10 protein-coding genes are annotated in these 12,725 nt (G+C 36.3%); all 10 read left to right on the forward strand.

The genetic code is table 11. The features are described 5' to 3' along the window. Positions 1 to 17: 17 nt before the first annotated feature. The 10 genes from FFJ24_RS22880 to FFJ24_RS22925 all read left to right on the forward strand — a co-directional run bounded on the left by FFJ24_RS22880 (position 18) and on the right by FFJ24_RS22925 (position 12,712). A complete protein-coding gene (locus FFJ24_RS22880) occupies positions 18 to 962 on the forward strand; it encodes a hypothetical protein (RefSeq protein ID WP_138819433.1) in 945 nt (314 codons plus the stop codon). A gap of 19 nt (positions 963 to 981) precedes the next feature. Next, entirely contained in the window at positions 982 to 1,458 is a 477-nt protein-coding gene (locus FFJ24_RS22885) for a DUF4280 domain-containing protein (protein WP_138819434.1), read from the forward strand. A 2-nt stretch (positions 1,459 to 1,460) separates the two neighbouring features. Next, a complete protein-coding gene (locus FFJ24_RS22890) occupies positions 1,461 to 4,448 on the forward strand; it encodes a hypothetical protein (RefSeq protein ID WP_138819435.1) in 2,988 nt (995 codons plus the stop codon). After that, positions 4,448 to 5,320, forward strand: a complete 873-nt coding sequence (locus FFJ24_RS22895) for a hypothetical protein (RefSeq protein ID WP_138819436.1) — start codon at positions 4,448 to 4,450, stop codon at positions 5,318 to 5,320. The genes FFJ24_RS22890 and FFJ24_RS22895 overlap by 1 nt, the downstream gene beginning before the upstream one ends. A gap of 1,681 nt (positions 5,321 to 7,001) precedes the next feature. Next, on the forward strand, positions 7,002 to 7,397 hold the full coding sequence (tssD, locus tag FFJ24_RS22900; protein ID WP_025141870.1) for a type VI secretion system tube protein TssD: 396 nt from the start codon (positions 7,002 to 7,004) through the stop codon (positions 7,395 to 7,397). Positions 7,398 to 7,520: 123 nt separating this feature from the next. Next, positions 7,521 to 7,916, forward strand: coding sequence for a type VI secretion system tube protein TssD (gene tssD, locus FFJ24_RS22905; protein ID WP_138819437.1), 396 nt, complete (start codon positions 7,521 to 7,523; stop codon positions 7,914 to 7,916). An 85-nt stretch (positions 7,917 to 8,001) separates the two neighbouring features. After that, positions 8,002 to 8,721 carry a hypothetical protein gene (locus tag FFJ24_RS22910; RefSeq protein ID WP_138819438.1) on the forward strand — a complete coding sequence of 240 codons (720 nt, stop codon included), beginning with the start codon at positions 8,002 to 8,004 and terminating at the stop codon, positions 8,719 to 8,721. A gap of 1 nt (position 8,722) precedes the next feature. Beyond that, positions 8,723 to 9,568: a hypothetical protein gene (locus tag FFJ24_RS26590; RefSeq protein ID WP_138819439.1), complete on the forward strand. Its 846-nt coding sequence runs from the start codon at positions 8,723 to 8,725 to the stop codon at positions 9,566 to 9,568. Positions 9,569 to 9,591: 23 nt separating this feature from the next. Continuing rightward, on the forward strand, positions 9,592 to 11,409 hold the full coding sequence (locus tag FFJ24_RS22920; protein WP_138819440.1) for a type VI secretion system Vgr family protein: 1,818 nt from the start codon (positions 9,592 to 9,594) through the stop codon (positions 11,407 to 11,409). A gap of 19 nt (positions 11,410 to 11,428) precedes the next feature. Beyond that, the gene (locus FFJ24_RS22925) at positions 11,429 to 12,712 is read left to right on the forward strand and encodes a lipopolysaccharide assembly protein LapB (RefSeq protein ID WP_138819441.1); all 1,284 of its coding nucleotides are present in this window, start codon (positions 11,429 to 11,431) and stop codon (positions 12,710 to 12,712) included. The last annotated feature ends 13 nt before the right edge of the window (positions 12,713 to 12,725 follow it).

Raw genomic sequence — 12,725 nt, forward strand, 5'->3', positions numbered from 1 at the left:
CAACAGTAAGATCCAGAATGAATATAAATTTTGAAAATATAAGTTCCAAATCATCAGAATACGCTTATTTAAAAGAGCGGCAATATGGTGTTTCTGTAAAATATTATGCCGGAAATGATGAATTACCTCATAAACGAATAGACTACGAAGTTGATGTGAAAATTGATGCACATCATAACGGCTGGCAAATAGATATCGATAAACAAAATGTATTTTTCAACCAGCATGAACCAGATCTGATTAGCGAAATTTTATCGCAGGCAATAACGAGATCAATCTATCCTGTGCAGTGTGTAATTAACAATAAAGGTTTGCCGGTAAGGGGAATTACCAATCATGATCAAATTTTAAGCCGTTGGAATCACAATAAAAAACGGATTGCAGACAAATATGAGGGGGAGACGGTTGATAAGTTGATAGGTGTTGCGGATATAAAGTTTGGAAGCAAAGCATTGATTGAAAAATCAATGAAATATGATATGTTCTGGAATTTATTTTTTCATCCCAAATTCATTGGATATAATGGTACAGCCGGTGTAAGAACAGATCTACATCTTGCTGTTGTACCCTATAAATTTCCTGTTAGGTTTACGGGTTTACAATATTTTAACAGGCAGGTTACTTCATATCATACCTTAGAAGTAAATTTTAATTCGGACGAAATGGAGGCCCCTCAGTTTCTAAGTGGGGCAAAAGATGAAAATCAGAAGTACTATATGAAATTGGATGTAGTATTTGATCTCGATGCCAGGCATTTATTTATGACCAATACTACGGCCTATTTTAGTTTTTATTATAAAGATCATGAACAGAATATCTGTTTAGAAAAAAGAATATATTTTACGATGTATGAAATCAATGCTGTTTCAAAAACAGATGAGCATAACATCATCGTAGATGATGAACCAAAGAACAAGAAAAGCAAACTGATGAAGTTTATAGATGCTTTGGTAGGAGATTAATTTTAAAAGAGATATAAATATGGCACTAAAAGAAAAGGTAGTTCAGGGCGCAATCTGCAAATGTCAGTTTGGTACAACTCCGGATCAGCTCGTGGTACTTAGCCATAAAAAGTGGTATGCCAATGATCATGAAGCAAAAGAGAAACTTATTGTTACCAATAAGGATATTGGAGTGCCCTTTAAAAAAAAGACATTTGGATCTTGCGCCAAAATGAATAATAGTCCTTGTGTGCCAAATATCACTAAATGGGATGGTTTTTATGAGAAAGAAAAATACGATCCGCCTGGTGGCTACATTATTTTAGAAGATAGCAAGGCAACCTGTGCAGTAGCTGGTAGCCCATGTGTAGAGATTGTTAAAAGCGGTCAGATTGGTGTTCCAAGCAGTAAAAATTTAAAAAATGCTGATAAAGAGCTTCAGGCAAATGTAAATCCTTTAATCAATATGACGGATTTGGATAAGCAGGATCCATATGAGTTTTTAAATGCCGAATAATTATGGGAAAAGTAATAGCATGTAAAATTGAAGTAACAGGCCAGTTAAGTACTTTTATGAAAGAACAATTGGTCTATCCTGGGCAAACCATTACGGTAGAAGCCAGCTCCAATATAAATTTCTTTTTAGATGAAACCTGCTTTAGCGACCACATTTTATCGCCTGATGTGAAATGGGCATTTATTTATGAAAATTACTATGCGAGTATAAAAGACAGTCAAGGGCAGCAAAATGATCTTTGGGCTGATATTGGAAATGGACAAAATCAGTTTATTGTTGAAAAAGGTATTGGTAAACAATATAAAAAAGCAAGTAAATTCAGTATTAGTCCGGAGGGGACCAGTTACTATTACGGCTTCAAGCAGAGGGTTGTTGTTTTTAATGATAATGCCGATCAGGAATTTCATTTCTTCATTATACCTTACATTAGTACCCCAAGCGTCAGTTATGCCTATTTTAATGAGAGTGAAAAAGTTAGAAGGTACGGTGATGCTATGCATCTTCAAATATTGTTGCATCAATATCCTGATAATATCAATAAAAAAGGAAATTATGAGGCAAAAATATATTTGTTAAAAAAGGAAGATGCATTAAAGGCTGTAGATACAGGCGATTTCGAAAAACATAATGTTATGGAAAAACCTTTTACCAAAAAACTGGGGTTTATAGACTACAATAAGGCAGATAATATCAATACGATTATCAACATCGATTTTATAATTGATGTTGCCTGGCGCAAAAATGAAAATGAGGAAAAAATATTTGTACCTATTATCGAACTGTATGAAACTAAAGAAAAGGAGATTGCAGGAGTAATATCTTATAATAGCGTACAGGATCCAATTATTAAAAACTTTGCACTCGAACCTTCTAAAAGTTTATCAAAATATAACGCTAAGTTGTTGGGAATGGAAGCCTTACAAAAGGAGAAAGATCCGATATACAGCGAATTTAAGGTTTCCGCAGAATTTATGTCTGATTTTCTCGACAGGAAAGAGATCGAGAAGAATAATATGATCCAATACATTGGGGATATTAATTACACAAAAAAAGAAAATAATCCCTGTGCCTATTCTACGATAACTATAAAAGAAGGAGAAAGAAGTGTTGTAATATTCGATGAAAATCAGTTGGCAAGTAAAGTAAAAGATAGCACCCTTAATACTTTTGAGATTGTAGCCGGCGATAAAGAAAAAACAAAAGTAACCGTTACAGCTAAATTTAAGAAGGATGCTAAAAGCCCTGAAGAGTCTATGCACATTGGAAGTGCTTACAAATGTGAAGGTATACTTAATGATGGACATAAGCATGAAAAGCCTGAAGATGTTTTTAAGATGCAATATATTGTTGGGCAGTGGAGACCTTCATCAGGTTTTACTGGCCGATTAATGGATCAATTGTTGAATTTTAGTTCAGTGAGTAGTTTTAGGTTTTACCATCCTGATAATGGAAAAAAAGCGCCTGAGCTTAAAACAGATGACCCTTATAAAAAGCAATATTCAGATGATCAGCAAGCAAAAGGTTTACCAAACCCAGCTGGCAGTATGGACAGATTTAAACTTATTTCAGTAGCAGAAGTACAGGGGCTCACAGATGAAGATTATAAGATTGAAAAGGATACAGTTTCTTTGGAGCTGGGTTATGTTTATAACAAGGTTTATGAAAGTAAGATCGCCGATTATTTAGGAACACAAGAAGCTTTTGAGGGGGGAGCGCTTTCTAAAAATGTAAAAAACATCTGGGTAATCAGGTATCTCTTAAAGCTAATTAATAAGGAAAAGATTTATCAAACCTATTTTGTACCGGTAACAACATGTCGTTATCCCAATCAAATTGCCAGGATAAATATATACCCAGATATGAAATGGGTATTCAATTTCAACTATAACATAAAAACGCCTATCTACTATAAGCCAACAGCTTCGTTAGTTGAGCACTATGCTGATTCTTATGAAGGAAGGAATATAACTACAAGTAATAGTGCCACTCGAGTGGATATTAGAGAGCGGATAATAAATAATGCTGGTCAGGTAGAGGAGGGGCGAAAAACTTCCTTTACTTTGGGGGTAGAGTGTGAGGTTAGTGGTGAAGATGATATAATTAGTCTCTCAAAGGAAATGGGAGAAAAATATAGAAAAATGCTTTCTCCGCTATTATGGATTGTGAATAAATTGGATGGAGATTTGGGAGTAAGTGAGGCTAGAAATGAAAATAATCGTATTAGAACTTCTGGAAATACGGGCCTTTTAAGTAGATTGAAAAAATTACCAATGAGCTTCGAACTGGAAGCTCCAAATATTGGTGTTGGGTTAGGAATTGGCTTCGCCGGCTCAAAATCAGGCAAAATTAGTTATGAACTAGAGGGAAGATTAGTTGCTGATCCTCTTATTGGAGCAAATGTTAAGCTAGATATACTTGCATTAGGCAGTAAATTAAAGCCTTGGGGCCTAATATTGGATGCTTTAGATCTTGCTTCTTGGGCAGCTAATGTTTTTAGCGGAGGAAGAGTAGAATTTGATTATAAAATAGAGGTTCGTTTTAAAGCTCAAATTAAGTTAGTGGGTAAAAAAACGGGAACTGATCTGAAAACTAAAGAGCCTATTTATGAGGGACATGCAAATGCAAAGTACAATTTTGTCGATAGAAAACTAGATTTTAGTGGTGGTATTGAAGGTAAGATTTTAGGAGAAATTGAGATCAGTGCCTCGGTAAAAATATTAGCGAAGGTTAAAGATGCTAATGCTAGAGTTTTAGATGAAAAGAAAAAGATTGCGGAAGTAGGAGTTGGTGCAAAAGCAAGTTCTTATGTCAAACTTACCTGTCCATTTGAAATTAAGGATGGGGGAGTGGATATAGATTTTTATTTTTCAGGAGTAAAACTAGAAGTTTGGTTTAAGGCCAGTTTAAATCCAAACGATAATGATGGAGAACCGGACATTGTTAAAAGTCTAGTCCCTAAAATAGACTTAACTAAAAAAATTCAATTTTGATGAAACAAATATTATATATCCCATTGTTCGCGTTACTTTTCGTAGTTAGCTGTACAGAGGCTAAGCAAGAAAAAATAGCAGGTAACTATAAATATAAAGAAAAAATGAAAAAGACTTATTTTGCAAATTATGATTTTAGTGGTCGCTTCGATATCATTTTTAATGGCGTAAGCATGGTCAGAAACAGGAAGAATGGAGTGGTTAGCGGAATTGAATATTTGAATCCATATATATCGAAATCAGGCGTTCAAAATATAATGCTCGTGGTAAAACCTTTAAGCCCTAATTCAAAAATATTGCCTAAAGATGTAAAAGATTATTTTATTGACATTGTTTATACAGAAAATGGTGCAGCTGCCCCGGTTAAAAATGTGAAAAGATGTTCCTTTCCCGCTATCGATAAGCCAGCAGATTCATTGGTTTATACCTGGACATTTGATGCTGATGTGCCTTATGAACTAGAAGGTTTTACAAATTCGTTAAGTTTAACTAAAGAAGATCCTGCTCAACTATTATCTGAAGTGTTAGCATATTATCAAAATGTTCATAATATAATTAATGAGGGAAATCATAAAGACTATCTTCAATTGTATAAAAAATCGCGCGAGAGGGAAATGGTTTCAGTATATATGGATGAGAAAAAGCAAAAGGAATATTTAGAATCCTTAGAGAAACGCATCTCCTCATCGAAAGGTTACATGCAACCCTTAACTGATTACAAATTGTTTATCCACCCTAATGGAAAATTAGTTGGTTTAATTACATCAAATGGGGTCACTCCCTTATACTCCAAGGATCAGGAAGGAAAAAGAAAACAATATGGATTGGAATTGCATAGGGTTAAAGGAAGCAATAAGTTAGAGGTGTATTAAAAGCTAGATAAAGTTACGTGGTTGAGGATTATTCTCAAAATGGCTCACCCATTATTACCATTTCATTTTTTTTTATGTATGGAATTTTAACATTTAAATCCGGATTTAAAAGGAACTTAAAATAAGTTCGGCAATTAATTGTAAATAACATCAGCTAACATGATCATAACGAAATGCTAAACACGTTGCAAATAATAAGATCCAGGTATTGGTTAAATTTTTAATCGTTTTTTTATTATCAACCCTTATTGTTACGCTACTTTTCATTCTTATTTTCGGTAATCTCGCTCAGTCAATTACGTTAAAGGCCGTATTAAAATAGTCACACAATTTGGCATTGTGATCAGTATTCCTACAGCTATTTTGTTCCTTCTCGCAGATATCTTGATAAAAAAGATCAAAATTAGATGGGTTTTGCACTTGGTTAGGGTATAGTGTTTTTTGGTTTACTCTGGCTGGTCAGTATATTTTTTTCAATTTATCTCATCGCCAATGCCTTATTTGATAATCCCTTCATGGAAAACCTGTATCATTCAAACACGACCTGGCTAACACTGATTTGATTTAGTTATGATTGAAATATTTACTAACTACAGCTGCAATATAGGGCATAAAGCAGCCCCCCGATTTTTATTCTTGCAAAAAAAATCTGATAGTCAGTCTTCAGGTTTAGCCCTAATCACCTCTTTTCATGTTAAAAAGGTATGATTGCCAAAAAAATCACGTATACTATTTTTTTACTTTTTTTTAGGTGTATGCCGTATCTCATTATTTTATTCCTGTATGATTCAAAGCGCCTATGAAAAATTGATTGGGAACACGAATGATGGTTATCAACTGACCATTTTCCAGCTTGAATTTTATTTTTTCCTTATCGTTTTATACAGTTTCAGGCCATCACGCTTTAACAAAACCATAGTTAAGAGTTACAAAGAAGGTGGGACTGAAAAGTTCTCGAAAAAAACTTTTTTGGATCGTTTATATAGGTGTGCTATTTGCCGTTTTCGGGATACCGTTATTGATTTTCAAAAATGCATTAGGAACTGTACTTGATGTAATTACAAAAGCCAACTATTACATAATTGAAAATACAAGCTTATTGATATTAGCAATTATGTTTTTAGGCCTTAATATGTTGGGCTTTTACTACAACTTTATCAATGCTTTTGATCATGCCAAAACCCAGTTTTTCCGATTTTATTCGCATTTATGTTAACGGTTCCAGTTTCAGCATTTCTATATTTAATTTCTGTTGTACTTCAGATAAAAGCTGATGCCTTGATAATCATATGTTTGGCATTTAATCTTTCTTTTCTTTATTTGGCACTTGTAGCTTTCTGGAAGTAAGGAAATCAAAAAAATTAACCCATAACATTAAAAATTAAGACAGTAATCAATTCAATTGCCCCAAAAAGCAACAACCTGCCCTAAAATGCTACAATGCTTTGAACTCTTGTATGTAGTAGAAATAAGACGGAAATTAATTTCAAAAAAAATACATTTTTTTTCTTGGTAATAATCTGCGTTTTATATAGCGTGAGCCAAGATTTTCAAATTTTATCGAGCCGGTTACTCGTTATATATGAGTGAGATACACAATAATTGGCTTAATATTTGGTTTATAATTAATGTAGCGGAGGCTACGAAAAATCCAATTATTTAACCTTTAAATTTTAAAACTATGGCTTTCAAAGCTAGATTAAACTTTTCAGGCAAGGAGTACGATGTGCTTCACTGTGCCTATGCGTTAAACCGAGATGTAGATGCTAAAGGAAGACCTTCTTCCGGAGTTTACGGCGGTACCATCGATATTGAGATCGAATCAACCGAAGACACCTCAATTATCGAAGCGATGGTAAATAACCAGTACAAACCCATTACAGGAACCCTGCTGATCAAAAAATCAGAGGAAGATGCCAAAATGAAAGAAGTTAACTTCGAGGATGGCTACATTGTTAAATATTCCGAAGGAATAAACATTGTTGGCGATCACCCGATGACGCTCAAGTTCCAGATTTCAGCCCGCAAGCTTAAATTAGGCAGTGCTGAACACGTCAACGATTGGCCAAAAGCCTAAAGAGAGGTTGAGGGTAGGAAGGTTGAAGGTTTAAGGCAAATAAAACGCCTGACGCCATGCGCTTAACGCCAAACCCTTTGCTAAAAAAACTATTTCATTTAAAAACATTAAAAATTTACTACAATGGCATTCAAAACCCGTTTAAACTTAGGATCAAAAGAATTTGATGTACTACAGTGCAGCTTTTCATTAAATAGAGATGTTGACGCGAAAGGCCGTCCATCCTCAGGTGTTTATGGTGGTACCATCCACATCGAAATTGAATCAACTGAAGATACTTCAGTAATCGAATCAATGGTTAATAACCAGTACAAACCACAGGCTGGTAGCATTACCTTCAAAAAAGGCGAAGAAGATGCAAAGATGAAGGAACTTACTTTTGAAGATGCCTACATCATTCAATATAATGAGGGTATCGCAGTAAACGACAATACCCCGATGACTTTAAATTTTGTGGTATCTGCCCGTAAACTAAAACTGGGCAATGCAGAACACGAAAACGATTGGCCAAAAGCTTAATCCGATTTAAATCGTTATTAGTTTCCGGCTAAGCTGGCACTAATAACGATTTTTTTGTTTTTGGGGCATGATAAAAGAGCTACCTATGGCTACCGATTTAGAATATATAAAGCTGTTTAATTCCTGTACAATTTCTCCGTTAAAATCTGCAGAGATCAACCGGATTATTGATGATAAAATCTTAAACAATAAATCAAGATATCAGTCGGTAAGAAATGAACTGCTTAATTTAACCGAATATACTTATCGCAGTACCTGCTTTGTAACCGAACCTGACGATCTTTTCCTCAAAAGAAATCCAAAAATTGGAAACAGTTTTTTTAGCAGAACATTTGTAGATAATAGTGTTTTCTCTGAAAGTACGGGCATACCATGGTATTTTATTGCCTGCATACATTACAGGGAAAGCAATTCTGATTTTACCAAACACCTGCACAATGGCGATCCACTAAGTGGCTTTACCAGGCAGCACCCTGCAAACCGGCCAAAAATTAGTCATGGTCCACCATTTACGTTTGAGGAAAGTGCTGTTGACGCTTTAAAATTACGCGGTTTAGATAAGGAAACAGTATGGTCTTTGCCCAAGGTTTTGCTGCGTTTAGAGCAATATAATGGCATAGCAAAGGCTTATCAAAATAATAACATCAATTCGCCATATCTGTGGGGTGGCTCTAACCTATATACTAAAGGAGGCTTCCCCAGAGATCATGTTTTTAGCCTCGATTATATAAATAAACAAATTGGAACAGCCGTCATTTTAAAGGCTATGGAAAACAGGGGATTAATTAATATACCAAGGCAATAGTATGAAAATAGCAGGCATTTTATTTTTCTCTCTGGTATTTCTATTCTTTTCATGCGGTGCAAAACATGAAGATAAAAGGCAAAGTACAGCATATAATGCCGATTCTGTCATTCAAGGCAATAAAGGTGCTGGGTCTACTGAAACAGACTCGCTTGAAAAATTGGCGGCTAAAATGCTTGCTTCAAGAGAGCGTTACCTCAGTGATGGGAATACTGAAGCTGAAGAAACTTTTATTAAAGCACTCATCAGTGCGCTCGAGAAGCCAAATGCATTTGAAAATGATTTTGGCTCGTTAAAAGCGTACGAAATTAAAGTATTAATTGCTGATGACAAAAAGCTTAAGGTGTTTTACTGGCTTTCTCCCTATTCGGGCTCTATGTGGCATGTACAGAACATTGTTCAGTATAAAAACGAAAATAATGCACCTACCGCAATCTCATTTAACAACCTTTACAAAGATAAAGATGACGAAGGGAGTCCAACTCCATTTTTTGAACATATATACAGTTTAGAAACTGCTCCTCAAAAAACATATCTTTTTACAGGCTATGGCCAAATGAGCGGAACGGAACCCTATAGTGTAAGCCATGTACTAACCATCAATCATTCAGAATTTAGTATTGAAAAGCCTTTATTCAAACTCGAGAAGACAGTTAAAAACCAGTTGTTTGCTTCTGCCGACGTCAAAGAAGGTGAGGATAAAGAAAAACTTATGGCCCAATTGGCCATGAAATATAACCCTAAAGATAAAACCATCGGCTATCCCGAGGTTAACGAAACAAAAAACGGGGCTGTTTTTAATGGAAAAAGAAACGTTTTAACCTTTCGCGATGGAATGTTCAGGTAGTCATAAACTATTATTGAGTTGATATGGAAAAGAAATTAATCACCGAAATAAATATAGAAGATAAGGCAATTACCCATTTTGCCTCCTTCAGTTTAAAGCAGGCATTTAATGCCCATCATTATTTTGAGCTGCGGTTTAACCACGATCAGATGGGGTTGCCTGGAATGATCAGCTTAAATGATAGTCGCGATTTTGTAGGGAAAACCCTTACTGCTTCTTTCGGTTATGATGCTGGCGCTTTACAAGAGTTTACTGGTTTGGTAACCAAAGTAGAACTGGCGCAGAGCCATGGTTATCATGGTGTACTAATCGTGAGTGGATATAGCCCAACCATTTTGATTGATCGCGGGCCTGATTTAGGCTCTTATCTTGATAAAGATTTAAATAGCATTGTAAATCTTGCCACTTCAGATGTGCCTTCGAATGATATTAAAATCGTAGCCAACGCGGTCAGAAAAGAACCGATTGATTACCTGATTCAATATCGCGAAAGTGATTTTGATTTCCTGAACAGACTCTCGGGCGAATACCACGAATGGTTTTATTATGATGGCAAACAACTGAATTTCGGTAAGCCTGACGATCAGAAAGAAGTTGCCCTTGTTTATGGCCGCGATGTGCAAAACCTGCAGTATGCCATGGAAATTGCGCCGATTAAAAACAAACGTTTTGCCTATAACCCTAAACAGGATGAAATGTTGCAGAGCGAAAGTAGTGGCGTTAGTGATGGATCACCAGACCTGTCACATGCCATACAGGTATCAAACACCATGTACAGCAAAACATTTAATCAACCTGCACTTATCCGTGTTGATAATAGCAATGATATTAAAAGCCATGTACAAAACGAAGAAAAAGCACATATCAGCAACCTTTTAAAGGTAAATGCCAGTGGCGATAATGCTGCTTTGGGTATTGGCAGTATTGCCGAAATTACGATGAGCATCAGAAAGGAACTTTCATTTTCTACGGAGAGTCTGGGTAAATTCTTAATCACTACTATTAATCACGATATTGATGGTACTGGAAAATATTACAATACTTTCGAAGGAGTGGTAGCCACAACAGAACGGCTTTCGGTGAAAAATTACACTAAACCAAATCCCGATATGCAACTCGCAGATGTGATTGATAACGCCGACCCACAAGGGCAAGGCCGCATTAAGGTGAAATTTAAATGGGAATGTAAAACCAACGATGTAACCGAGTGGCTGCGGGTAATTACCCCTGATGCAGGAAGCAGCGATAAAGTAAGTAAAAACAGGGGTTTTGTGTTTATTCCTGAAATCGGCGATCAGGTAGCGCTAACTTTTGAGGAGGGAAATATTGCTCGTCCGATTGTTTTGGGTTCGGTATTTCATGGCAAAAGCGGAAGTGGTGGCAGTGCCAGCAATAACAGCAAAAGTTTAACTTCTAAAAGCGGCCATACGTTAACCATGGATGATGGGGCAGGTATGGTTATGAAAGATAAAGACAGCAATTTTATCGAGCTCGACGGAGCAGGTAAAGCCGTTTTCGAAACCAAAGAATCGATCCTGATTAAATGTGGCGAGAGCAGCATTTTTATGGATAAAAACGGCAAGATTATCATCAAAGGGAAAGACATTTTAACCCTTGGTGAGAACATCGGGAATTCTGCCAAAACCAGTATCGGCATTGGTGTAGGACCAGAAGATGGGACACCAACCTCTGGTATTGGTATAGAAGCACAAACCTTGGATATCGGCACCAAAACGCTTTCCATGAGCGGGGAAACTGAAGCGAACCTTGCATCGAAAAAAATCAATGTAGGCGGCGAAAGTGAAACGAATATCAGCAGTGGAACGATCAATCTAAACTAATTTTCGACATTAAGGCTCAATGAATCCGGTACAACTCGAATTATTTAAAATAGATAAACAATGGCAACAAGTAGTAAGGAAGTATCCATTAGAAACACTTTTCCTTTGCCTGGGTGAGCGGCATGAGGTAAATTTATTTGAGGCTTATTTTAAATACCAGTTAACCGAAGAAAGCAGAACAGATGATATGTTTCTGCTCCATTACCAGGTTTTTCAAAGTAAAAATGATTACGGAGAAAGTTTGGTTAAAGAATGGAAAGAGATCTTTGATTTATGGCAGAAAGATACCGGAAAAGGGATTATTTGGGATGTTGATTCAGATGAAAATACACTAGAATATAGAACAGACGCTTATGTGCCTGTTATTGCATTGGAACGGCTCTGTAACCTTTATCCTGATTTAAAGTTGAAAAAAATATACGTTCAGCTTGCGCCTACAACAATTATTGATATAGCAGGCCTTTCTGAATGGATTAACGAATGGTGCAGTTGTGTAAAAGCCTTAAATAACGAAAATATTAAGCTGGTATATACCGAGCACCATACACACCGCACATTAAAAAAATTAAAACAGGGAACCGAATTCAGGGTCAATATTGATGTAAGCCAGTTGATGCAAAATGCTGCCGCGCATACCAACCGCGAAAAGAACGATCCTGAAGCCGATTACCAGCAACAAATATTAACGGCCAGTAATTATTTAAGTAAAGGTAAACACGAACAGGCAAATGCAGTTTTGGAACGTGCAATTGTAATTGCTCAAAAACAAGGTTTACATGAGGCCGTGGTTGCCGCAAGGATCATGCTGGCGCAGAGCTTAGCCGTAAAAAGCAAAAAGGCAGAAGCACGGCAACAATACGAACTGGCTTTGGCCCGCGTTGGAGAAAGTTCGCTGTTAAGTGCACATATCCACATGAGTTATGGTAGTTTCCTTTTGGCACATTCGGGTAAGAAAGAAGCCAAAAGGTATTTTGAAAAGGCGATTAAAATTGCAGAATTTATTGAGAACGATTTTATTGCCATGGAATGTACCCGCTTGTTGGGCCAGCTTTCTGAAAGTAAAATAACTGGTTCTGCCAAAGCAATGGCTTATTATCTGAAATGCATTGAAATTGCAAAGAAAATGCCGATTGAAAAAAGGCGACAAAGTTCGATGGCTTATACCGCATCGATCATGTTAAAAAAATATGGTGAAGAAAGTCCCGAAGGGAAAAAATTAGATCTGGAGATGCAGCAGGATTATGGAGAAGATTGGAAATCAATGGCAGAAGTGCCTGCTAACCATGCCAATCCATTATCGTAAGGATGATTGGTGA

The organism is Pedobacter sp. KBS0701, assembly GCF_005938645.2.
Taxonomy (GTDB): domain Bacteria; phylum Bacteroidota; class Bacteroidia; order Sphingobacteriales; family Sphingobacteriaceae; genus Pedobacter.

What these genes read in the sequence shown, in the direction of transcription:
- FFJ24_RS22880 (WP_138819433.1), top strand. Translation starts at nt 18, where the DNA reads ATGAATATAAATTTTGAAAATATAAGTTCCAAATCATCAGAATACGCT.
- FFJ24_RS22885 (WP_138819434.1), top strand. Translation starts at nt 982, where the DNA reads ATGGCACTAAAAGAAAAGGTAGTTCAGGGCGCAATCTGCAAATGTCAG.
- FFJ24_RS22890 (WP_138819435.1), top strand. Translation starts at nt 1,461, where the DNA reads ATGGGAAAAGTAATAGCATGTAAAATTGAAGTAACAGGCCAGTTAAGT.
- FFJ24_RS22895 (WP_138819436.1), top strand. Translation starts at nt 4,448, where the DNA reads ATGAAACAAATATTATATATCCCATTGTTCGCGTTACTTTTCGTAGTT.
- tssD (WP_025141870.1), top strand. Translation starts at nt 7,002, where the DNA reads ATGGCTTTCAAAGCTAGATTAAACTTTTCAGGCAAGGAGTACGATGTG.
- tssD (WP_138819437.1), top strand. Translation starts at nt 7,521, where the DNA reads ATGGCATTCAAAACCCGTTTAAACTTAGGATCAAAAGAATTTGATGTA.
- FFJ24_RS22910 (WP_138819438.1), top strand. Translation starts at nt 8,002, where the DNA reads ATGGCTACCGATTTAGAATATATAAAGCTGTTTAATTCCTGTACAATT.
- FFJ24_RS26590 (WP_138819439.1), top strand. Translation starts at nt 8,723, where the DNA reads ATGAAAATAGCAGGCATTTTATTTTTCTCTCTGGTATTTCTATTCTTT.
- FFJ24_RS22920 (WP_138819440.1), top strand. Translation starts at nt 9,592, where the DNA reads ATGGAAAAGAAATTAATCACCGAAATAAATATAGAAGATAAGGCAATT.
- FFJ24_RS22925 (WP_138819441.1), top strand. Translation starts at nt 11,429, where the DNA reads ATGAATCCGGTACAACTCGAATTATTTAAAATAGATAAACAATGGCAA.